Below are 21382 nucleotides of genomic sequence, written 5' to 3'. Positions count from 1 at the left end.
GGGCCGGCGTGAAGCGTGGCCTCTGGTCACGCTTCACGCCGTGGACGACGTGACGGCGGCGAGCACGCGCCACTCGTGCCTCGGCAGGGCGTCGGCGTCGGCCGTGAGCACCTGCACGCAGACGTGGTCGGCGCCGGCCGCGCGGTGCTCCTCCAGGCGGCGCCGGATCGCCTCCTCGTCGCCCCACGCGATCACGCCGTCGAACAGGTGGTCGCTCACCGACTCCAGGTCCTCGGCGGAGTAGCCGAGGCGCAGCAGGTTGTTGGCGTAGTTCGGCAGCGCCAGGTAGCGGCGCAGCCAGCCGTCGCCGATGGCGCGCGCCTCGTCCCTGCCCGAGCAGAGGATCACCGTCTGCTCGGGGAGCAGCAGCGGGCCGTCGCCCAGGGCCTCCCGCGCCTGCCGGGTGTGGTCGGGCGTGGTCAGGTAGGGGTGCGCGCCGCGCGCCCGCCTCGCCGCGAGGTCCAGCATCTTCGGGCCGAGCGCGGCCAGGACCCGGCTGTCCGCGGGCACGGGCGGGTCGGCCGCGTCGAGCCGGTCGAGGAAGGCGGCCATCGCCGCCAGCGGCCTGCGGTAGCGGCCCGGCTCCTGCCGGTCGACCGCGACCGCGTGGCTGACGCCGATGCCCATGAGGAAGCGGTGGCCGTGCGCGGGGGAGAGGGCGGCGAAGGAGGCGGCGACGTCGGCGGGCTCGTGCATCCAGAGGTTGAGGATGCCGGTGGCCACGACGATGCGCCGGGTGGCCGCCAGCAGGTTGCCGACGGCGTCGAAGACCGGCCCGCCGGAGTCCGGCATCCACAGCGCGCGATAGCCCAGCTCCTCCAGCTCGGCCGCGGCCTCCGCGGCCTCGCCCGGGTCGCCGTACCGCAGGTGGTGGCTCCACACGCCCACACCGGAAAGATCCATGACGTTCTCCCCCTTCGTCTGGCAGTGACGTGCCCAATCGGGCGCCGGTCATCCTCCTGTCCTGTTAGGGGAGCAGCAGCCCCCAGTACAGCGCCCACGGCGCGAACACCGTGCCGCCCGCGAGCAGCAGCCCGAGCCTGGCTCTCTCGCCCCGGGCGGCGCCCCGCCGCCAGCGGCCCGCCGTGGCCGCCGCGACGACGGTGGCCGCGACCGTCACGACCGCGACGGCCTGGAGCGCGAGCCACGCGACCGGCCGGCCGGCCAGCAGCGGCCCGGGCGCGGCCAGCTTCCCGCCCGTCATGATCACGTAGAACAGGTACGAGAACCCGCCCAGCAGCGCGACCAGCCCGCCCGCGCTGACCAGCCGGGCGGCCCGCACCGGCACCGGCCCGGCCCCGGCGCGCCTGATCCGCCGGACCAGGGCCACCACGGGGTACGTCCCGAACGCGACCAGGAGCAGCACCAGCGCCGCGAGCTGCGCCCCCGCCGACTCCCACCACGCGGTGGGCGGCACGTCCACGGAGTCGTCGGCCTGCGCCGGCGCGGGCCCCGAGGTCTCGGCCACGGGGGCGTGTCCCGAGGTCGCCCGGCCCACCCAGGTGCCGACCAGCTCCGCGTAGCCGGGGGCCAGCTCGGGCAGCCGGGTGACCCCGCCGTCGGGCGTCAGGTGGGCGGCGTGGTCGGCCCCGGCGAAGAACCGGAACGTGTAGCGGCGGTTGCCGCCCTTCTCCAGGGCCGCGGCGAGGATCGGCGGCGTCTCCCTGGGCGGCGTGAGCAGGTCGTGCACGCCCCAGATGCCGAGTACGGGCTGCCGCACCCGGGCGAGGACCGGCAGCGGGTCGTGGTAGGGCTCGGGGAACAGCCCGCCGTCGGCGATCACCCGGTACAGGGTGGGCTCGGCCCGGTCCACCAGCGACCCGCGCACGCCCGCCTTGCGCAGGCCCGCCGCGACCGCCCACGCCTGCTGGCGCAGCGGGTACAGCGCGTTGGCGCCGACGAGCACGACGAAGGAGACGTGCGCGGAGCGGGAGGCGGCCAGCGGCGCCACCCAGCCGCCCTCGCTGAGCCCCCAGACGCCGACCTTGGCGGGATCGACGCCCGGCCGGCGCCGGAGGGTCTCCACGGCGGCCAGCGCGTCGTCGGCGAGCTGCGCGTACGAGCGCTCGAACATCGAGTAGCCCACGGAGCGCTTGTCGTAGACGAGCACGGACAGGCCCTGCCGGGCGAAGGCGACGGCCTCGCCGAGCAGCTTCTCCCTGGGCGTCCCGGTGCCGGCCCCGTGGACCAGCACGACCCCGGCCCGCCCGGCCGCGGCCCCGGCCGGGCTGATCACGCTGCCGTGCAGCAGCAGGTTCCCGCCGCCGCGGAAGCTGACCTCGGCCGAGGTCAGGTCACCGGGCAGGGCGGGGGGAGCGGCGGCGGGAGTGGCGAAGGAAACGGCGACGGGAACGACGGCGGGAACGGGAGGAGCGGTCGCGGGAGCGGCGGCGGCGGCCGGGCCGGCGAGCGGCGCGAGCAGGGCCAGCGCGGCGGCCGTGGCCGCGAGGATTCGCTTCATGTCCGCCGACAGTAGTCTGCAGAGACTTCTCGGCAAAGGTTTGTCTGCAGATATCGTTCTGAAGGACTAGCCTGATCCTCATGAAGGATGAGCGGCAGCCGTTCGTGCTCGACGACCCCGACCGCCTCAAGGCGCTGGCCCACCCGATGCGCCGCCGCATGCTGACCCACCTCAACGTGCACGGCCCGGCGACCTCCACCACCCTCGGCGAGCTGCTCGGCGCGAAGACCGGCACCACCAGCTACCACCTGCGCCAGCTGGAGAAGTACGGCTTCATCGAGGAGATCCCCGAGCGCTCGACGGGCCGCGAGCGCTGGTGGCGCCGCGCCGCGATCCCTCGCGACCTGCGCCTGCCGACCCCCGACCAGGTGGCGCCCGAGGACCGGGCGGTGCTGGAGGAGTTCCACCGGATCGGCTACGAGGAGGACCGCGCGCTGTTCGAGCGCTTCCCCGCCGCCTACCGGGCCGACCCCGCGTGGGCGCGGGGCTCGCGCGGGCTGGCCCGCATGACCAAGGAGGGCCTGGCCGCCTTCTACGAGGAGTACATCGCCCTGCTCCTGCGCCACAGCCACCAGGCCGACGAGGCCCCGCCGGACGCCCGCCCGGTCTACGTCCGCCTCTTCACCCTGCCCGCGGACGACGGCTGAGCGGCCCGGCGGCGCCTACCGGGCGGGGGCCTTCCCCGGCTTCTCCGGTTTCCCCGGCTGGTCGGGCACCTGCTGGGCGGCCGCGTAGGCGCCGTCGCGGACCTCGTTGAGCCAGCTCGCCGGCGGCAGCCCCGGTATGGGGTGCCGCAGCGGGTTGAACCTCATCGGGCGGTCCTCGTCCGGCGCCGCCGGGGCGGTCAGGTGGACCTGGCCGAGCAGCTCCCACGGCCCCGAGGGGGCGGCGGCGAGCAGTTCGAGCACGAGGGGGCCGTCCTCGGCGGCCCGCGCGAGGGCGCCGAACGTGGCGGGCAGCCGGTCGGGCGTGTGCAGCAGCGCGCCCAGCAGCAGCCGCCGCTCGCCCGCCCGGTAGGGGAACAGGGAGGTGTAGAGACCCGTCCACCGGGTCGCGGGCCGCAGCAGGCGGCGCCCGAGCACGGTGCGGCCGGTGGTGGCCAGCAGCAGGTCGGCGCTGGTGCCCTCCTGCTGCCAGCGGAACGCGATGCCGAGGATGTCCGGCAGCGGCCAGGGCACGCCCACGGAGCGGGACAGGCGGGCCACGCCCCGCAGCTCCGCCGGCCGGTCGAGGAACGGGGTGCCCCACGGCCGTGGTGTGCCGTGCAGGCGCAGGCGCGCGTCGAGCACCAGCCCGGACGGGTGCAGCGGCCGCCCCTGCCGCAGGTGTGCCGCCGCGCCGAAGGTGGCGGCCAGCCCCGAGCGTACGAGGGAGGTCCACGGCTGTTCCATACTGCTCCTCGCCGGTCGGGTGGTCGTGCCTCGGCACGGTGGGAGCTACCCAGGGCGGGGACGGAAATCACCCGCCCGGGGCCCGGGCCTCGGCCCGCTCCAGTCCGGCGGGCGCCCGCCGGGAGGCTCGTCAGGAGGGCGGCGTCCTGATCGTGGTGCCCTGGGCGGAGACGAGCCGCCACGTGTCGCCGTCGCCGGCGGCGGCGTAGACGTGGGTGTAGCGGCTCGCGGCGCTGAACGCGGCTCCGTCGGGGCCGGTGAAGTTCATCCCGGTACGCCCGACCACGATGCCCACCGTGCCGATGACCCGGACGATCGCCTCGTCCGGGAACGAGCGGATCCGCGGGAACCGCAGGGAGCCCGAGGTCACCAGGCCGAGCAGGAGCTCCTTGCCGGCCAGGGCGCCGTCCTCGACCCCGACCAGGACGAAGTCGTCGGCCAGCAGTTCCTTCAGGACGGTGGCGTCGCCCGACACCAGGGCGTCGAAGAAGCTCTGGTCGTGCGCCAGCAGGGTGGTCCGATCCGTGTCGTTCATGGCCCCGACCGTAAGCGTTGACACCGGCGGCAAGGTCAAGCCCGCCTCCCGCCCGGCGAGCCGGGTCGCCGCCTCCACGGCAATCGGACTATAGTCCGCATATGTCCGACGACGTTTCCGTGACCCCTCTCGAACTGCTCCGCACGCCGCCCCCCAAGGAACGCGCGGACGCCGCCAGGAACCGCTCGGCCATCCTCGACGCGGCCACCCGCCTCTTCGCCGAGCACGGCATCGACGAGGTGTCGATGGACCAGGTGGCGGCGGCCGCGGGCGTCGGCAAGGGCACCCTGTTCCGCCGCTTCGGCGACAAGGCCGGGCTGGCCGCCGCCCTGCTCGACGAGCGCGAGCGGGCCCTGCAGGAGGCCGTCCTGCACGGGCCGCCGCCCCTCGGCCCCGGCGCGCCGGACGCCGAGCGCCTCACCGCGTTCGCCGGCGCCTACCTGGACTACGTGCTGCGGCACCTGCCCCTGGTCCGCATGTCGGAGACCGCCACCCCCGGCGCCAGGTACCGCATCGGCGCCTACCGCTTCTGGCACCGCCACGTGGCGATCCTGCTGCGTGGTGCGCCCGACCCCGAGCACGCCGCCCACGCCCTGCTCGCCCCGCTCGCCGCCGAGCACCTGACGGCGGTCCTGCCGGAGCTGGGCGAGCGGCGCGTCCGCGCCGGGATCGACCGCCTCTGGCGGCAGGTGATCGCCGATAATGGCGTGTGCCCTTCACCCTGAGCCACGTCGTGGCGATCCTGCCGGCGCGGCGGTGGTTACCGCCGTCCGCGCTGGCCGCCGGAGCCGTGCTGCCCGACGCGCCCTACTACCTGCCGCTGCCGTTCTCGTCGGCGAGCACGCACGCCTGGTGGGGGCCGCTGCTGCTCGGCCTGCCCGCGGGCGTGGTGCTGCTGGCGGCCTTCCACTGGCTGCTCCGGGCGCCGCTGGCCGCGCTGGCACCGGCTGGGCTGCGCGCCCGGCTGCCGGACGCGGCGCGGCCCGCGCCCTGGGCGGTGGGGGCCGCGCTGCTCGCCGGGATGGCCACGCACCTGCTCTGGGACGCCTTCACCCAGGCGGGCGGGTTCGCGGTGACGCACTGGCAGGCCCTGCGGCAGCCGGTGATCGGCCCGCACCGGGTGTTCAACGTGCTGATGTACCTCAGCTCGGCGGGCGGCCTGGCGGTCCTGGCCGGATGGCTCGTGCGCTGGTACCGGCGGGCCCCCGTCCGGCCGGGGCGGACGCCAGGGGTGACGGGCCGGGCGCGCGCCGCGGTGCTGGCCGCCGCCGCGACGGCCGCGGCCGTGGGCGCCGCCGCCGGAGCGGCCTCCGACCGCGCCGCGGTCAGCGACTACGACCTGGTGCGGAGCACGATCCTGGGCGGCGCCGACGGGGCCGCGCTGGCGCTCGCCTGCTACGTGCTCGCCTGGCACGGGTGGGCCGCGCTGGCGGCCCGCCGGGCCTCACGGGAGGCGGCGTAGCAGGTACGTGTCCATGATCCAGCCCTTGCGGGCGCGGGCCTCCTCGCGCAGCTCGCGGATGCGGTCGCCGACCTCCGCGACCGGCCCCGACACCAGGATCTCGTCCGGCGTCCCGAGGTAGGCGCCCCAGTAGATGTGGAAGTCGTCGAGCCCGGCGAAGGAGCAGTGGGCGTCGAGCATGACCACCACGTCGTCGGCCGTGGGGCCGTGCTCGGCCAGCCGGCGGCCGGTGGTGAGGTGCGTGGGGCGGCCCACCTGGGTGAGGCCGACGCGGTGGCGGGCGGTCAGCGCGGCCACGCTGCTGATGCCGGGGATCACCTCGACGTCGAAGGCGACGTTCCCGCGCCGGCGGATCTCGTCCAGGACGGCGAGCGTGCTGTCGTAGACGGCCGGGTCGCCCCACACCAGGAACGCGCCGGTCTCGTCCGCGCCCAGCTCGTCGCGGACGAGCGCCTCGCAGGCGAGCGCGCGGCGCGAGCGCCAGTCCTCGACGGCGGCGGTGTAGGCGGGGGAGGTGCGGTCGCGCTCGGGGTCGCGGGCCTCGGCGATCCGGTACGGCTCCCGGCCGTGCTCGGCGATCAGGTCGAGGCGGAGCTGGACCAGCTCGTGCTTGACCTCGCCCTTGTCCACGATGAAGAACACGTCCGTGGCGGCGATGGCCTTGACCGCCTGGAGGGTGAGATGGTCGGGATCGCCGGCGCCGATGCCGATGACGAGAAGCCGCTTCACCCGCCAAAGTCTGCCAGATAGGCAGATATACGATATCCCTCGCAAAAATCCCCTCGCACCATCGCCAAGAGGAGGACCGTGAACCTGGCCGAGCAGGGCGACGCCTTCGCCGCCTTCTGGCAGGAGCGGCATCTGTGCACGCTCGCCACCGCCCGCCCCGGCGGCCCGCCGCACGTCGTGCCGGTGGGCGCGACGCTGGACCTGGCCGCCGGCCTCGCCAGAGTGATCACCTCGGGCACGTCGCACAAGGCCGGGCTCATCGGCCCGGCGGGCGCGCTGGTCGCCCTCTGCCAGGTGGACGGCCGCCGCTGGTCCACGCTGGAGGGACACGCGGTGCTGCGTACCGGCCCCGAGGAGGTGGCCGAGGCGGAGCGCCGCTACGCCGCCCGGTACAAGCCGCCCCGGGCCAACCCGTCCCGCGTGGTCGTGGAGATCCGGGTGACGCGCGTCCTGGGCAACGTGTGATCACGGTCGTCGGCATCGGCGCGGACGGCTGGGACGGGCTGGCCCCGGCCTCGCGGCGGGCGGTCGAGGCGGCCGGCGTGCTCATGGGCGGCCCCCGGCAGCTCGGCCTCGTCCCCGCCCCGGACGCCGAGCGGGTGGCCTGGCCGTCCCCGCTGCTGCCCGCGCTGCCCGCGCTCATCGACCGCTACGCCGGCCGCGAGGTGTGCGTGCTGGCCAGCGGCGACCCGATGTTCTACGGCATCGGCTCGACGCTGGTGCGGCTGCTCGGCGCCGAGCGCGTCCGGGTGCTGCCGCACGTGTCGTCGCTGTCGCTGGCCTGCGCCCGGCTCGGCTGGCCGGTCGAGCAGGTGGACGTCGTCAGCCTGGTGGGCCGCCCGCCCGCCGCCCTGGCCGCCGCGCTCGCGCCCGGCCGCCGCGTCGTCGTGCTCGGCGCGGGGCCCGGCTCCCCGTCCGAGGTCGCCGGCCTGCTCGTCCGGCACGGGTACGGCCCCAGCCCGATGGCGGTGCTGTCGGACCTGGGCGGCCCGCGGGAGGCCGAGCACCGGGGCACGGCGGGCGGCTGGCCGGCCGCCGAGGCGTCCCCGCTGCACGTGATCGCCGTCGAGTGCGCCCTCGCCCCGGACGCCGAGCCGCTGAGCCGGGTGCCCGGGCTGCCCGACGGCGCGTACGAGCACGACGGGCAGCTCACCAAGCGGGAGGTCCGCGCCGTCAGCCTGTCGCGCCTCGCCCCGGTGCCCGGCGAGCTGCTGTGGGACGTGGGCGCGGGCGCGGGCAGCATCGCCGTCGAGTGGATGCGCGCCCACCCGTCGTGCGCGGCCGTCGCGATCGAGAGCAGGCCCGACCGGGCCGCCGCCGTCCGGCGCAACGCCGAACGCCTCGGCGTGCCGGCGCTGCGCGTGGTGGAGGGCAGGGCCCCGGAGGCGCTGGACGGGCTGCCCGCGCCGGACGCGGTGTTCGTCGGCGGCGGCGCGACCGCGCCCGGCCTGCTGGAACGCTGCTGGTCGGCGCTGCGCCCCGGCGGCCGGCTGGTCGTGAACGCGGTCACGCTGGAGTCCGAGGCCGTCCTCGCCCGCTGGTACGCCAGGCTCGGCGGCGACCTGGTGCGCCTGGGCGTCCAGCGGGCCTCGCCGGTCGGCGGGTTCACCGGCTGGCGGGCGGCGATGCCGGTGACCGTGTGGTCGATCACGAGGAAGGACCGACCGTGACCGTGTACTTCGTCGGGGCCGGCCCCGGCGCCGCCGACCTGATCACGCTGCGCGGCCTGCGGCGGCTGGAGTCGTCGCCGGTCTGCCTGTACGCGGGCTCGCTGGTGCCGCGCGAGCTGCTCGACGCCTGCCCGCCCGGGGCCAGGCTGGTGGACACCGCCGGCCTGACGCTCGACGAGATCGTCGCCGAGCTGGCCGCCGCCCACCGCGCCGGCCTCGACGTGACGCGGCTGCACTCCGGCGACCCGTCCGTCTTCAGCGCCGTGGCCGAGCAGATGCGCAGGCTGGACGCGCTCGGGGTGCCGTACGAGGTGGTGCCAGGGGTCCCGGCGTTCGCGGCGGCGGCGGCCTCGCTCGGCCGGGAGCTGACCGTGCCCGGCGTCGGCCAGACGGTCATCCTCACGCGGACCTCCGCCCGCGCCACGCCCATGCCGGACGGCGAGGACCTGGGCACGCTCGGCGCGAGCCGCGCCACGATGGTGCTGCACCTGGCCGTGCAGCGGATCGAGGCCGTGGTGGCCGAGCTGCTGCCCTCCTACGGCCCGGACTGCCCGGTGGCCGTGGTGGCGCGGGCCAGCCGGGCCGACGAGGTGATCCTGCGCGGGACGCTGGCCGACATCGCCGGGCGGGTCCGCGAGGCCGGGATCCGGCGGACCGCCGTCATCGTCGTCGGGCGGGTGCTGACGGCGACGCAGTTCCCCGACAGCCACCTCTACAGCGCGGCCAGGGACCGGGCGTGCGACGGGTCCTGATCCTGGGCGGCACCGCCGAGGCGCGCGCCCTGGCCGCCGAGCTGGCCGCCGACCCCGGGCTGCGCGTCGTGTCGTCGCTGGCGGGACGGGTCAGCAACCCGCGGCTGCCGGTGGGCGAGGTGCGCGAGGGCGGGTTCGGCGGGGCCGAGGGGCTGGCCGCCTGGCTGGTGCAGGAACGCGTCGACCTGCTCGTGGACGCGACGCACCCGTTCGCCGAGCGGATGACGGCCGCCGCGGCGGCGGCCTCGGCGGCGACCGGGGTGCCGCTGCTGGCGCTGCGGCGCCCGGGCTGGCGGGAGGGCCCGGGTGACTCCTGGCTACGGGTCGGCTCCCTCCACGCCGCGGCCGAACTGCTGTCCACCGGCCGCTGGCGGACCGGCGGGCCGGCGCCTGGCCACGCCGGCGGTCCCGGCCCGGGACGGGACGGCGGGGCGGCCGGCGGGCCGGTGCGGGTCTTCCTCACCACCGGGCGGCGGAGCCTGCCGGTCTTCGCGCCGGTGCCCGGCGTGTGGCTGCTGGCCAGGTCCGTGGACCCGCCCGAGCCGCCCGTCCCCGCCAACGCGCACGTCCTGCTCGACCGCGGGCCGTACACCGTGGAGGGCGAGCGCGCCCTCATCCGCGAGCACCGCCTGGACGTGCTGGTCACCAAGGACAGCGGCGGCCACATGACCACGGCCAAGCTCGTCGCGGCCCGCGAGGCCGGCCTGCCGGTGATCATGGTGGACCGGCCGCCGCTGCCTGCGGGCGTCCTGGCGGTGGACGGCGTGGCGGCGGCGGTGGCCTGGGTTCAGGGGTAGCGGCGCGGGGTGTAGACGGTGCCGCCCTCAGTGACGCGGGTCGTGGAGGAGCCGACGATCAGCAGGCAGCGCATGTCCACCCGGTCCGGGTCCAGCTCGCCGAGCGTGGTGACGGTGACGCTCTCCTCCGGGCCGCCGACGTCGCGGCCGATCACCACGGGAGTGCCCGGCGCGCGGTGCTCCAGCAGCAGGTCCCGGGCGGCGGCGACCTGCCACGTACGGCTGCGCGAGGCCGGGTTGTAGATCGCCAGCACCAGGTCCGCCCGCGCGGCGGCGGTCAGCCGGCCGGCCACCACCTCCCACGGCTTGAGCAGGTCCGACAGCGACAGCACGCAGTAGTCGTGGCCGAGCGGCGCGCCCGCCCTGGCGGCCACCGCCTGGGCGGCGGTCAGCCCGGGGACGACCCGCACCGGCACGTCGGGGAAGTCGGCGGCGGCTTCGAGCACGGCGCTGGCCATCGCGAACACCCCCGGATCGCCGGACGACACCACCGCCACGCGGGCCCCGCCGCGGGCCAGCTCCAGCGCGTGCCTGGCCCGCTCGGCCTCGACCCGGTTGTCGGTGCGGTGGCGGCGCTGGCGCGGGTTGGGGGCCACGCGGTCCACGTACGGGCCGTACCCGACCAGGTCCGTGGCGGCGGCCAGCGCCTCCTGCGCCTCCGGCGTCAGCCACGGCCGCCCGGCCGGGCCCAGCCCGACCACGGCCACCTCGCCCCGCCCCTCCGGCGCCGGGCGCTCCGGGACGAAGGTGCGCTCGGCCGGGCTGGCGAGCAGGGCCAGCGAGAAGTACGGCACCCCGTCCGGGTCCACGTCCTTGAGCGGCGCGACCCGCTCGGCGCCCATGGTGGCGCGCTCGACGTACCAGGCGTCATCGAGCCGTCCTGCCTCGGCCAGCGCGTCGCGGACCTTCTCGAAGGTGCGGCCCAGCTTGAGCACGGCCGCGGAGTCGGTGTCGCGCAGCCGCTCGGCCAGCGCCGGCGCGGGCAGCGTGCCGGGCAGCACCGTCAGCACCTCGTCCCGCTCGACGAGCGGGCGGCCCAGCACGGCGGAGGCGGCGCTGACCGAGGTGACGCCGGGCACCACCTCGGTGGGGTAGCGGTGCGCGAGGCGCTTGTGCAGGTGCATGTAGGAGCCGTAGAACAGCGGGTCGCCCTCGGACAGCACCACCACCGTGCGGCCCGCGTCCAGGTGGGCGGCCAGGCGCTCGGCGCAGTCGGCGTAGAAGTCGTCGAGCGCGCCCTGGTAGCCGCCAGGATGGCCGGTGGTCTCGGTGGTCAGCGGGTAGAGCAGCAGCTCCTCGACCTGGCCCTCGCGCAGGTACGGCAGCGCGATCGAGCGGGCGATGCTGCGGCCGTGCCGGGCGGCGTGGTAGGCGATCACGTCGGCCTCGCCGATCAGCCGGGCGGTCTTGACCGTGACCAGCTCGGGGTCACCGGGGCCGAGGCCGACCCCGTACAGGCGTCCCGTCATCGTCGTCACTCCGTCTCGCTCGCGATGGCGTTGACCGCCGCCGCCGTCATCGCACTGCCGCCGCGACGGCCGTGCACCACCAGGTACTCCAGGTCGCTGTCCGCCAGCGCCTGCTTGGACTCGGCCGCGCCGATGAAGCCCACCGGGACGCCGAGCACGGCCGCCGGGCGGCCCGCGCCCTCGGCGACCAGCTCCAGCAGCCGGAACAGCGCGGTCGGCGCGTTGCCGATCGCCACCACCGCGCCCTCCAGGCGGTCGCGCCACAGCTCCAGCGCGGCGGCGCTGCGGGTGGTGCCGAGGCGTTCGGCCAGCTCCGGCACGCGCGGGTCGCCCAGCGTGCACAGCACCTCGTTGCGGGCGGGCAGCCGGCGCCTGGTCACGCCCGAGGCGACCATCATGGCGTCGCACAACACGGGCGCGCCGCCGCGCAGCGCCTCCCTGGCCCGCACGACCACCCCGGGCGACCAGGCCAGGTCGGCGACGAGATCGGTCATGCCGCAGGCGTGGATCATGCGTACCGCCACCTGGGCCACCTCGGGCGGCAGGCCCGCGAGGTCGGCCTCGGCGCGGATGGTCGCGAACGAGCGCCGGTAGATCTCGGCGCCGTCGCGGATGTAGTCGGTCACTCCTGGCGTTCCTCGTATCCGTTCGTGGTGGCGATCATCTGGACGACCGGGCCGCGCGGCAGGCCGCAGCGCCGTTCGCAGCCCGCCCAGTGGACGGGCGTCGCGGGGGCGCGCTCCAGGCCCGCCACCCAGCGCATGGCGTCCGCCCGCACGTCGGCGAGGGCCTTCGCGCAGCCGGGACGGCCGGTGCAGGCGGTGACGCCGGCCCAGGGGGAGGCCGGGTCGGTGACGAGGCCGGCGGCGGCGAGCGCCTTCTCGGCCCGGTCCGCGTCGGCGGGGGAGAGGTCCAGCAGCACGACGGTCCGCCAGGGCGTCAGCCGCACGGCGTGGCCGGTGTCCGCGAGGGCCAGGGCCTGGGCGGGCGTCAACCGGCCGAGCGGCACGACGGCCTCGACCGCCAGCCGCCCGTCCCGCTGCGCGACCCGCCCCCCGGGCGACCGCCCCGTGCCGCCGCCCGTCCCGCCGCTCGTGCTGCCCCCCGCGCTGCCGCCTGTGCCGCTGCCCGTGCCGCTCCCAGGAGCTGTCGGGTGGGGATCAGGGCCGGGTGAGTGGGGGGCCGGGGGCTGCTGCCGGGTGGGGGCGCCGGTGCGGAGGCGGGCGGCGATCCTGGCCGGGCCGTCGTCCAGCTCGCGGATGCGCCAGGCGCGCGGGCCGGCGGCGGGGCGCTCGTCGAGGAACGCCTCGGCGGCGGCGATCATGAGCGGGACCGCCGCGCCCGGCCCGGCGGCCAGCCCGGTGTCCGTCCCGGCGAGCAGCAGCCGCCCGTCCTGAGGGCCGCTCAGCAGCCCGTCCTGGGACTCGGCCGACAGCCCGTCCTGGGGCCCGCCTCGCAGGCCGTCCCGCAGCCCGCCGTCCTGGGAGCCGGTCGCGACGTACGTGACGTCCGCGCCGAGTCCCGCGACGTCCCCCGTGCCGTCGTCCAGGGCGAACAGGAAGCGCCCCGGCAGGGCGGCCAGCCGTGGCCGGGCGCACAGGGCCCGGTCGAGGGCGTCGGCCATCGCCGACACGTCCGGCAGCCCCTCCGCCCCGCGCCCGCCCAGCGGCGAGGCCACGATGTTGCGGACCCGTTCGTGCGCGGGCGACGGCAGCAGCCCGGCCGCGGCGATCCGCCCCGCGAAGACCTCCGGCGAGCGCAGGCCCCGCACCTGGACGTTCGCCCGCGACGTCAGCTCGATCACCCCCGCCCCCAGCTCGGCCGCGCCGGCGGCGAGCACGTGGAGCTGCGCGGCCGACACCGCGCCGCCGGGCAGGCGCACGCGGGCCAGCGGGCCGTCGGCGGCCTCGTGCACCTGCAGCGCCCCCGGACAGGCATCGGGACGCGTACGTCCGGGAAATTCACCTACGGGCACGAAGGGATCGTAACGCCACTTCTGGGACGGGTCGCTCCTGCCGTAAGCTTCGCCATAGGCGATGGCAAAGGGAGGAAGCCGGTGCGAAACCGGCGCGGTCCCGCCACTGTGACCGGGGAGCGAACCCCACCACGAGGCCACTGCCCGGCGACGGGCGGGAAGGCCGGGGTGAGCGTCGATCCGGGAGCCAGGAGACTCCTGCCGTCGCGTCACCCGCGACCGGGGCGAGGACCCCGAGGGAGGAATGCGCCGTGCCTGGCGACAGCCGTACCGTCCTGCTGCTCTCCACGTCCGACACCGACCTGCTGAGCGCGCGCGCCAGCGGCGCGGCCTACCGGCTGGGCAACCCCGCCCGGCTGACGGCCGACGACGTCCCTGACCTGGTGGCGGGGAGCGACCTCGTCGTGGTGCGCCTGCTCGGCGGGCGCCGGGCCTGGGAGGAAGGGCTCGACGCGCTGCTGGCCGGGCCGCGCCCGGTGGTAGTACTGGGCGGCGAGCAGGCGCCCGACGCCGAGCTGATGGAGCTGTCCACGGTGAGCGGCGGGGTGTGCGCCGAGGCGCACGCGTACCTGGCGCACGGCGGGCCGGCCAACCTGGCGCAGCTGCACGCGTTCCTGTCGGACACGGTCCTGCTGACCGGCCACGGGTTCGAGCCGCCCGCCCCGGCACCGACCTGGGGAAGGCTGGAGCGCGCGGCCCGGTCCACCGGCGGTCCGGTGGTCGGGGTGCTCTACTACCGGGCGCACCACATGGCGGGCAACACCGCGTTCGTCGAGGCGCTGTGCGCCGCCGTCGAGGACGCGGGCGGGCAGGCGCTGCCGGTCTTCTGCTCGTCCCTGCGCGCGGCCGAGCCGGAGCTGCTGGACACGCTGCGCACGGCGGACGTGCTCGTCGTCACCGTGCTGGCGGCCGGCGGCTCGCGCCCCGCGACCGCCGGCGCGGGCGGCGACGACGAGGCATGGGACGTCGGCGCGCTGGCCGAGCTGGACGTGCCGATCCTCCAGGGTCTCTGCCTGACCACCTCCCGCCGGGCGTGGGAGGAGAACGACGACGGCCTGTCGCCGCTGGACGCCGCCTCGCAGGTGGCGATCCCGGAGTTCGACGGGCGCGTCATCACGGTGCCGTTCTCGTTCAAGGAGATCGACCAGGACGGGCTGACCGTCTACGTCGCCGACCCGGAACGGGCCGCCCGGGTGGCGGGCATCGCCGTGCGCCACGGCCTGCTGCGGCACACGCCGCCCGCCGAGCGGCGGCTGGTGGTGATGTTGTCGGCGTACCCGACCAAGCACGCGCGGGTCGGCAACGCCGTCGGGCTGGACACGCCCGCGAGCACCGTCCGGCTGCTGGCCCGGCTCGCCGAGGCCGGCTACGACCTGGGCGACGGCTTCCCCGGCGTGGCCGAGCAGGACGGCGACGCGCTCATCCACGCGCTGATCGCCGCCGGCGGCCAGGACCAGGACTGGCTGACCGAGGAGCACCTGGCGGGCAACCCGATCCGCATCTCCGCCGACGCCTACGAGCAGTGGTACCGCACCCTGCCCGCGGAGCTGCGCGAGCGGGTGGAGCGGCACTGGGGACCGCCGCCGGGCGAGCTGTTCGTCCACGAGAGCGGCGGCGGGAAGGACGGCGGCGGGAAGGACGGCGGCGGGAAGGACGGCGGCGGGAAGGACATCGTGCTGGCCGCGCTGCGGGCCGGGAACCTGGTGGTGATGGTGCAGCCGCCGCGCGGCTTCGGCGAGAACCCCATCGCCATCTACCACGACCCCGACCTGCCGCCCAGCCACCACTACCTGGCCGCCTACCGCTGGCTGTCGGCCGGCTTCGGCGCCCACGCGATGGTGCACGTCGGCAAGCACGGCAACCTGGAGTGGCTGCCCGGCAAGTCGGCGGGCCTGTCGGCCGCGTGCGGCACCGACGCCGCCATCGGCGACCTGCCGCTGATCTACCCGTTCCTCGTCAACGACCCGGGAGAGGGCACGCAGGCCAAGCGGCGCGCGCACGCCGTGCTGGTGGACCACCTCGTGCCGCCGATGGCGCGCGCCGACACCTACGGCGACATCGCCCGGCTGGAGCAGCTCCTGGACGAGCACGCCACGATCGCCGCCATGGACCCGGCCAAGCTGCCCGCGATCAGGGCGCAGATCTGGACGCTGATCCAGGCCGCCCGGCTCGACCACGACCTCGGGCTGACCGACCGGCCGCACGACAGCGAGTTCGACGACCTCATCCTGCACGTGGACGGCTGGCTGTGCGAGGTGAAGGACGCCCAGATCCGCGACGGGCTGCACGTCCTCGGCCAGGCGCCGACCGGGCAGGTACGGGTGGACCTGGTGCTGGCCATGCTGCGCGCCCGCCAGATGTGGTCCGGCCGGGAGACGCTGCCCGGCCTGCGCGAGGCCCTCGGCCTGGCGGAGGACGGCACGGCGGGGCTAGGGGACGTGGACCGCGCGGAGGCGACCGCCCGCGCCCTGGTCGAGGCGATGGAGGAACGCGGCTGGGCCCCGGAGGAAGCCCCCCGCGTCGCCCGCGCGGTGCTGGGCGCCGAGCCGGCGGAGGCGCCCGCCGCCCGCGTGCCGGCGGAGGCGCCCGCCGTCGTCTCCGTTCCGGAGGAGCGGGTGGCGCTCGTGGCGCGGGTGCTCGCCTTCGCCGCCACCGAGATGGTGCCGCGCCTGGCCCGCACCACCGACGAGCTGGACCACGTCCTGCACGCCCTGGACGGCGGCTACGTCCCCGCCGGGCCCAGCGGCTCGCCGCTGCGCGGCCTGGTCAACGTCCTGCCGACCGGCCGCAACTTCTACTCCGTGGACCCCCGCGCGGTGCCCAGCCGCCTGGCCTGGGAGACCGGCCAGGCCATGGCCGAGTCCCTGCTGGAGCGCTACCGCGCCGACACCGGCGAGTGGCCGCGCTCGGTCGGGCTGTCGGTGTGGGGCACCAGCGCCATGCGCACGGCGGGCGACGACGTCGCCGAGGTCCTGGCCCTGCTCGGCGTCCGCCCCGAGTGGGACGAGGCGTCGCGCCGCGTCACCCGGCTGGAGCCGATCCCGCTCGCCGAGCTGGGCCGCCCGCGCATCGACGTGACGGTCCGCATCAGCGGGTTCTTCCGCGACGCGTTCCCGCACGTGGTGAGCATGCTCGACGACGCCGTCCGGCTGGCCGCCTCCCTGGACGAGCCCGAGGCCGACAACTACGTCCGCGCCCACGTGGCCGCGACCGGCGGCGACGAGCGCCGGGCGACGATGCGGATCTTCGGCTCCGCGCCCGGCGCGTACGGGGCCGGGCTGCTGCCGCTCATCGACAGCCGCAACTGGCGCGACGACGCCGACCTGGCCGAGGTGTACGCCGTCTGGGGCGGCTACGCCTACGGCCGCGACCTCGACGGCGTCGCCGCCCGCCCCCAGATGGAGGACGCCTACCGCCGCATCGCCGTCGCCGCCAAGAACATCGACACCCGCGAGCACGACATCGCCGACTCCGACGACTACTTCCAGTACCACGGCGGCATGATCGCCACCGTGCGGGCGCTCACCGGCAGGGCCCCGGCCGCCTACGTCGGCGACAGCACCCGCCCGGACGCCGTCCGCACCCGCACCCTGTCGGAGGAGACCTCGCGCATCTTCCGCGCGCGGGTGGTCAACCCGCGCTGGCTGGCCGCCATGCGCAGGCACGGCTACAAGGGCGCGTTCGAGCTGGCCGCCACCGTCGACTACCTGTTCGGCTACGACGCCACCACCGGGGTGGTCGCCGACTGGATGTACGACAAGCTGACCGAGACCTACGTGCTCGACCCGGAGAACCAGGAGTTCATGGCCCGCGCCAACCCCTGGGCGCTGCACGGCATCGCCGAACGCCTCCTGGAGGCCGCCGAGCGCGGCATGTGGCAGCACCCGGACCCCGAGGTCCTGCGCGGCCTCCAGGAGGTCTACCTCAAGACCGAGGGCGATCTGGAGGACGACACCAGCCGCTGAGCCAGGTGCGGCGCGCCAGCCCAGTGCAGGTGCAGGTAGGAGGCCGTGACCCGGGCGTCGCCGTACCCGTCGGCGCCGCCCGGCCAGCGGAACAGCGGCCCGCCGCCGGTGCGCTCGACGGCGGTGCGGTGGAACTCGTGCCCCCGGTAGCGCTCGCCCGCCCTGGTGAGCGGCGAGGACGCCAGCGCGACCGCCTCCCGGTAGCCGAGCGTCAGCCGGGACGTCATGCGCGCCCGCCCCGGCACCCGCCCGCACATCGGCCGCCCGTCCAGCTCCTCGCACAGGTACAGCAGGCCGGCGCACTCGGCCGCGATCGGCCCGGGGAAGGCGGCGACCTGCTCGCGCAGGGGCTCGTTGGCGGCCAGCTCGGCGGCGTACACCTCGGGGAAGCCGCCGCCGATCACGAGCGCGCCGGTGCCGTCCGGCAGCCGCTCGTCGCGCAGCGGGTCGAGGACGGCGACCTCGGCGCCCGCCGCCCGCAGCAGCTCGACGTGCTCGGCGTAGCCGAAGGTGAACGCCACCCCGCCGGCCACCGCCACCACCGGCCGCCCGCCCGCGCCACCGGCCGGCGGCCCCCAGGCGGGCCCGGTTGGCGGCTCCCAGGCGGGCCCGGTTGGCGGCTCCCAGGCGGGCTCGGGCGGCTCCCAGGCGGGCCCGGCCAGCGGGGGAGCCGAGCGCGCCAGCCGCAGCAGCGCGTCCAGGTCGCACGAGCGGGCCACCAGCGCGGCCAGCCGGTCCACCGACGCCAGGGCCTCGGCCTTCCGCTCGGCGGCGGGCACCAGCCCCAGGTGCCGGGACGGCGTGGACACGGCGTCGTCGCGGCGGACCGCGCCCAGCACCGGCACCCCGGCGTCGGCCAGCGCGGAGCGGCACAGCTCCTCGTGCCGGTCGGAGCCCACCCGGTTGAGCACCACCCCGCCCACCCGCACGGCCGGGTCGAAGGTGGCGAACCCGTGCGCCACCGCCGCCACCGACCTGCTCTGCCCGCCCGCGTCCACGACGAGCACCACGGGCGCGTCCAGCAGCGTCGCGACGTGGGCGGTCGAGGCGAAACCGGTGTCCCCCCTGCCGTCGAACAGGCCCATCACGCCCTCGACCACCGCCACGTCGCACCCGGCCGCGCCGTGCAGGAACAGCGGGGCAACCAGCTCCTCGCCGACGAGCCACGGGTCCAGGTTGCGGCCGGGCTGCCCGGTGGCCAGCGCGTGGTAGCCCGGGTCGATGTAGTCGGGCCCCACCTTGTGCGGCGACACCCTGAGCCCGCGCCCGCGCAGCGCCGCCATCAGGCCCGTGGCGACCGTCGTCTTGCCGCTGCCCGACGCGGGGGCGGCGATGACGAGCCGGGGGACGGCGAGCCGGGCGGCTACCACTCGATGCCCTTCTGTCCCTTCTGCCCGGTGTCCATGGGATGGCGGACCTTACCCATCTCCGTCACCAGGTCGGCGGCCGCGACCAGCCGCTCGGGCGCGTCCCGCCCGGTGATCACGACGTGCTGGTTGCCCGGCCGCGCCGTCAGCGCCGCGAGCACGTCGTCCAGGTCCAGCCACCCCCACTTCAGCGGGTAGGTGAACTCGTCCAGCACGTAGAACCGGTACGTCCCGGCCGCCAGGTCGCGCTTGATCTGCGCCCAGCCCTCGCGGGCGTCGGCCGCGTGGTCCTCCTCGGTGCCGGGCCGCCGGATCCACGACCAGCCCTCGCCCATCTTGTGCCAGGCCACCGTGCCGCCCTCGCCGCTGTCGCCGAGCACCCTGAGCGCCCGCTCCTCGCCGATGCGCCACTTGGCCGACTTCACGAACTGGAACACCCCGATCGGCCAGCCCTGGTTCCAGGCCCGCAGCGCCATCCCGAACGCGGCCGTGGACTTGCCCTTGCCGGGCCCGGTGTGGACGATCAGCAGCGGCCGGGTCCGCCGCTGGCGCGTGGTGAGGCCGTCGTCGGGCACCACGGCCGGTTTGCCCTGAGGCATGATCAGACCGCCTTCCTGTGGTCACGGACGGCCGCTCCGAGGTCGGCCAGGGAGTCGAGGGGGAGCAGGCGGGCACGCAGCCGGTACGCCAGCCGGACGGCCAGGCCGAGCCGGACCGGCCCGCTCTCGCAGTCCACGACCACCGACGCGGTGCCCGCCAGCAGCGCGGCGGCCCGGTTCACGTCGCCGCCCGCCGTGGCCCGCCCGTCGGTCACCAGCACCAGCAGCGGACGCCTGGCCGGATCGCGCAGCCGCTCCACGCGCAGCACCTCCGCCGCGCGGACCAGCCCCGCCGCCAGCGGCGTGCGCCCGCCGGTGGGCAGGGCGCGCAGCCGGGCCGCGCCCGCCTCCACCGACGACGTGGGCGGCAGCGCCACATGGGCGTCCGCGCCCCGGAAGGTGATCAGGCCGATCTTGTCGCGCCGCTGGTAGGCGTCGAGCAGCAGGCTCAGCACGGCGGTCTTGACGGCGGTCATCCGCCTGCGGGCCGCCATCGAGCCGCTGGCGTCCACCACGAACAGCACCAGGTTGCCCTCCCGGCCCTCGCGCACCGTCTCGCGCAGGTCGTCGCCGCGCAGCACCAGCCCGGGGCCGCGGCGGCCGCGTTCGCGCTGGTGCGGGGCCGCGGCCAGCAGCGTCGCCGGCACGTTCAGATCGCGCGCGGGGCCGTCCGGGCGGCGCGCGCCGGCGCCGCGGCCGCGGCGGGCCCGCGAGCGCGACCGCCTGCCCGACGCGCCCTCGCCGACGCCCGGCACCTCCAGCAACGGCACCCGGTACGGCGCCGCCACCCCCGCCACCCGCGAACCGGCCGCTCCCGCGCCTTCCGCCTCCCGCGAGCCGGCTCCGTCGCCTGCTCCCGCGCCTTGCGCCCCCTGCGAGCCGGCTCCCGCGCCCTCCGCCCACCGCGAAGCGGCGCCGGCCGCCCTGCCGTCCTCCGGCTGCCCGCCGTCGGCGGGCGTCCCGGCGAACGGGGCGGCGCCGGAGGCCGTCGTGCCCGGCCACGGTCCGCCTTCGTACGGGCGGTCCCGCCCGGGGGACTCCGCGCCCGGGGGCGGCGTCCCCGCAGGTCCGCCCGAGCCGGGGCCGCCTGGGCCGGAGTCGGAACCGCCGGAGCCGCCGGGGTTGGAGCCGTCGGGATTGAGGCCATCGGGACCGGGGCCACCGGGGCCGGGGCCGTCGGGGTCCGGGTCGTCGTCCTGGGACGTGCGTTCCAGCAGGTCCTCAAGCAGCCGCTCGTCCAGCCCCGGCGCGTCGAACGGGTCGCGCCGCCTGCGGTGCGGCAGCGACAGCCGGGCCGCGGCACGCACGTCCTCGGTGGTCACCGCGTCGCCGCCCCGCCAGGCGGCGTGGGCGATCGCCGCGTTCGCCGTCACCAGGTCCGCGCGCAGGCCGTCCACCTCGAACGCCGCGCACACCGTCGCGATCTGCCGCAGCCGCGCGTCCGGCAGCCGTACCTGCGGGACCTGGGCCCGGGCGGCGGCGATGCGGGCCGCCAGCGCGGATTCCTCCGCCGCCCACCGGCTCGCGAACGCCGCCGCGTCCGCTTCGAAGGCCAGCCGCCGCCGCACCACCTCGGCCCGCTGCGCCGGGTCCCGGGACGCCCGGACCTCGACCGTCAGGCCGAACCGGTCCAGGAGCTGCGGGCGCAGCTCGCCCTCCTCCGGGTTCATGGTGCCCACCAGCAGGAAGCGGGCGGCGTGACGTACCGACACCGACTCGCGCTCGACGTAGCACGTGCCCAGCGCGGCCGCGTCGAGCAGCAGGTCCACCAGGTGGTCGTGGAGCAGGTTCACCTCGTCCACGTACAGCACGCCGCGGTGGGCGGCGGCCAGCAGGCCCGGCTCGAACGCCTTCACGCCCTCCGTCAGCGCCCGCTCCACGTCGAGCGAGCCGGCCAGCCGGTCCTCCGACGCGCCCACGGGCAGCTCCACCAGGGCCGCAGGGCGGTCCACCGCCGCGGCGCCGGGCTCGTGCGGCCCGTCCGGGCACCGCGGGTCGGGCGCGGCGGGGTCGCAGGCGAACCGGCAGCCGGACACCACGGACACCGCAGGCAGCTGGGCCGCCAGCGCCCGCACGATCGTGGACTTCGCCGTGCCCTTCTCGCCGCGCACGAGCACCCCGCCCACCCGGGGCGAGACCGCGTTCAGCACCAGCGCCAGCTTCAGGTCGTCGAGGCCGACGACGGCGCTGAACGGATAGGTGACGCTCAA

19 protein-coding genes and 1 riboswitch are annotated in these 21382 nt (G+C 76.7%); of the genes, 8 read left to right on the top strand and 11 right to left on the bottom strand.

All coding sequences use genetic code 11. From position 1 onward, the window contains the following. Positions 1–33: 33 nt before the first annotated feature. Entirely contained in the window at positions 34–903 is an 870-nt protein-coding gene (locus AB0H75_RS31555; protein WP_367802651.1) for an LLM class F420-dependent oxidoreductase, read from the bottom strand. Positions 904–967: 64 nt separating this feature from the next. Next, a complete protein-coding gene (locus tag AB0H75_RS31550; protein WP_367802649.1) occupies positions 968–2461 on the bottom strand; it encodes an alpha/beta hydrolase family protein in 1494 nt (497 codons plus the stop codon). A gap of 80 nt (positions 2462–2541) precedes the next feature. Here AB0H75_RS31550 and AB0H75_RS31545 point away from each other — a divergent pair, with 80 nt between their 5' ends. Beyond that, entirely contained in the window at positions 2542–3108 is a 567-nt protein-coding gene (locus tag AB0H75_RS31545; protein WP_367802647.1) for an ArsR/SmtB family transcription factor, read from the top strand. A 15-nt stretch (positions 3109–3123) separates the two neighbouring features. On the opposite strand, the gene AB0H75_RS31540 is transcribed toward AB0H75_RS31545, so the two are convergent. Both AB0H75_RS31540 and AB0H75_RS31535 read right to left on the bottom strand, forming a co-directional pair. Further along, the gene (locus tag AB0H75_RS31540) at positions 3124–3852 is read right to left on the bottom strand and encodes a hypothetical protein (RefSeq protein ID WP_367802645.1); all 729 of its coding nucleotides are present in this window, start codon (positions 3850–3852) and stop codon (positions 3124–3126) included. Positions 3853–3982: 130 nt separating this feature from the next. Next, positions 3983–4387 (bottom strand): DUF4440 domain-containing protein, encoded by a 405-nt coding sequence (locus AB0H75_RS31535; RefSeq protein ID WP_367802643.1) that lies wholly within the window; start codon positions 4385–4387, stop codon positions 3983–3985. Between the two features lie 101 nt (positions 4388–4488). On the opposite strand from AB0H75_RS31535, the gene AB0H75_RS31530 reads away from it, so the two are divergent. Beyond that, the gene (locus AB0H75_RS31530) at positions 4489–5112 is read left to right on the top strand and encodes a TetR/AcrR family transcriptional regulator (protein ID WP_367802641.1); all 624 of its coding nucleotides are present in this window, start codon (positions 4489–4491) and stop codon (positions 5110–5112) included. Beyond that, a complete protein-coding gene (locus AB0H75_RS31525) occupies positions 5097–5849 on the top strand; it encodes a DUF4184 family protein (protein WP_367802639.1) in 753 nt (250 codons plus the stop codon). The genes AB0H75_RS31530 and AB0H75_RS31525 overlap by 16 nt, the downstream gene beginning before the upstream one ends. Here AB0H75_RS31525 and cobF read toward each other — a convergent pair. Continuing rightward, a complete protein-coding gene (cobF, locus tag AB0H75_RS31520) occupies positions 5832–6578 on the bottom strand; it encodes a precorrin-6A synthase (deacetylating) (RefSeq protein WP_367802637.1) in 747 nt (248 codons plus the stop codon). The two genes, AB0H75_RS31525 and cobF, sit on opposite strands and share 18 nt — an antisense overlap. A 78-nt stretch (positions 6579–6656) precedes the next feature. On the opposite strand from cobF, the gene AB0H75_RS31515 reads away from it, so the two are divergent. The 4 genes from AB0H75_RS31515 to AB0H75_RS31500 are packed head-to-tail and all read left to right on the top strand — an operon-like array spanning position 6657 to position 9797. Next, positions 6657–7043: a pyridoxamine 5'-phosphate oxidase family protein gene (locus AB0H75_RS31515; protein WP_367802636.1), complete on the top strand. Its 387-nt coding sequence runs from the start codon at positions 6657–6659 to the stop codon at positions 7041–7043. After that, positions 7040–8248, top strand: a complete 1209-nt coding sequence (gene cbiE / locus AB0H75_RS31510) for a precorrin-6y C5,15-methyltransferase (decarboxylating) subunit CbiE (RefSeq protein WP_367802634.1) — start codon at positions 7040–7042, stop codon at positions 8246–8248. The genes AB0H75_RS31515 and cbiE overlap by 4 nt, the downstream gene beginning before the upstream one ends. Then, positions 8245–9000 carry a precorrin-4 C(11)-methyltransferase gene (gene cobM, locus AB0H75_RS31505; protein ID WP_367802632.1) on the top strand — a complete coding sequence of 252 codons (756 nt, stop codon included), beginning with the start codon at positions 8245–8247 and terminating at the stop codon, positions 8998–9000. Before cbiE ends, cobM begins: the two co-directional genes overlap by 4 nt. Beyond that, a complete protein-coding gene (locus tag AB0H75_RS31500) occupies positions 8985–9797 on the top strand; it encodes a cobalt-precorrin-6A reductase (RefSeq protein ID WP_367802630.1) in 813 nt (270 codons plus the stop codon). Before cobM ends, AB0H75_RS31500 begins: the two co-directional genes overlap by 16 nt. Here the strand turns inward: AB0H75_RS31500 and AB0H75_RS31495 are convergent. Genes AB0H75_RS31495 through cobG form a run of 3 tightly spaced genes read right to left on the bottom strand, consistent with a single transcriptional unit; the run spans position 9788 to position 13241 of the window. Further along, entirely contained in the window at positions 9788–11266 is a 1479-nt protein-coding gene (locus AB0H75_RS31495) for a precorrin-2 C(20)-methyltransferase (RefSeq protein WP_367802628.1), read from the bottom strand. The genes AB0H75_RS31500 and AB0H75_RS31495 overlap by 10 nt on opposite strands. A gap of 5 nt (positions 11267–11271) precedes the next feature. After that, positions 11272–11892 carry a precorrin-8X methylmutase gene (locus AB0H75_RS31490; RefSeq protein WP_367802626.1) on the bottom strand — a complete coding sequence of 207 codons (621 nt, stop codon included), beginning with the start codon at positions 11890–11892 and terminating at the stop codon, positions 11272–11274. After that, the gene (gene cobG / locus AB0H75_RS31485) at positions 11889–13241 is read right to left on the bottom strand and encodes a precorrin-3B synthase (RefSeq protein WP_367802625.1); all 1353 of its coding nucleotides are present in this window, start codon (positions 13239–13241) and stop codon (positions 11889–11891) included. The genes AB0H75_RS31490 and cobG overlap by 4 nt, the downstream gene beginning before the upstream one ends. A 38-nt stretch (positions 13242–13279) precedes the next feature. Beyond that, positions 13280–13439: riboswitch (cobalamin riboswitch) on the top strand. A 53-nt stretch (positions 13440–13492) separates the two neighbouring features. Here cobG and cobN point away from each other — a divergent pair. Continuing rightward, complete coding sequence (gene cobN / locus AB0H75_RS31480) at positions 13493–17206, top strand: cobaltochelatase subunit CobN (protein ID WP_367802623.1); 3714 nt, start codon at positions 13493–13495, stop codon at positions 17204–17206. Here cobN and AB0H75_RS31475 read toward each other — a convergent pair. The 3 genes from AB0H75_RS31475 to AB0H75_RS31465 are packed head-to-tail and all read right to left on the bottom strand — an operon-like array spanning position 17161 to position 21382. After that, the gene (locus tag AB0H75_RS31475; RefSeq protein ID WP_367802621.1) at positions 17161–18576 is read right to left on the bottom strand and encodes a cobyrinate a,c-diamide synthase; all 1416 of its coding nucleotides are present in this window, start codon (positions 18574–18576) and stop codon (positions 17161–17163) included. The two genes, cobN and AB0H75_RS31475, sit on opposite strands and share 46 nt — an antisense overlap. Further along, the gene (gene cobO, locus AB0H75_RS31470) at positions 18570–19172 is read right to left on the bottom strand and encodes a cob(I)yrinic acid a,c-diamide adenosyltransferase (protein ID WP_367802619.1); all 603 of its coding nucleotides are present in this window, start codon (positions 19170–19172) and stop codon (positions 18570–18572) included. The genes AB0H75_RS31475 and cobO overlap by 7 nt, the downstream gene beginning before the upstream one ends. 2 nt (positions 19173–19174) lie before the next feature. Then, a complete protein-coding gene (locus AB0H75_RS31465) occupies positions 19175–21382 on the bottom strand; it encodes a VWA domain-containing protein (RefSeq protein ID WP_367802617.1) in 2208 nt (735 codons plus the stop codon).

It is taken from the genome of Nonomuraea sp. NPDC050783 (genome assembly GCF_040802095.1).
In the GTDB taxonomy this organism is placed as follows: Bacteria; Actinomycetota; Actinomycetes; order Streptosporangiales; family Streptosporangiaceae; genus Nonomuraea.
This window is presented reverse-complemented; position numbering and strand designations above follow the sequence as displayed.

Excerpts from the sequence above, each read along its gene's own strand:
- AB0H75_RS31555 (WP_367802651.1), bottom strand. The coding sequence starts at position 903 with ATGGATCTTTCCGGTGTGGGCGTGTGGAGCCACCACCTGCGGTACGGC.
- AB0H75_RS31550 (WP_367802649.1), bottom strand. The coding sequence starts at position 2,461 with ATGAAGCGAATCCTCGCGGCCACGGCCGCCGCGCTGGCCCTGCTCGCG.
- AB0H75_RS31545 (WP_367802647.1), top strand. The coding sequence starts at position 2,542 with ATGAAGGATGAGCGGCAGCCGTTCGTGCTCGACGACCCCGACCGCCTC.
- AB0H75_RS31540 (WP_367802645.1), bottom strand. The coding sequence starts at position 3,852 with ATGGAACAGCCGTGGACCTCCCTCGTACGCTCGGGGCTGGCCGCCACC.
- AB0H75_RS31535 (WP_367802643.1), bottom strand. The coding sequence starts at position 4,387 with ATGAACGACACGGATCGGACCACCCTGCTGGCGCACGACCAGAGCTTC.
- AB0H75_RS31530 (WP_367802641.1), top strand. The coding sequence starts at position 4,489 with ATGTCCGACGACGTTTCCGTGACCCCTCTCGAACTGCTCCGCACGCCG.
- AB0H75_RS31495 (WP_367802628.1), bottom strand. The coding sequence starts at position 11,266 with ATGACGGGACGCCTGTACGGGGTCGGCCTCGGCCCCGGTGACCCCGAG.
- cobO (WP_367802619.1), bottom strand. The coding sequence starts at position 19,172 with ATGCCTCAGGGCAAACCGGCCGTGGTGCCCGACGACGGCCTCACCACG.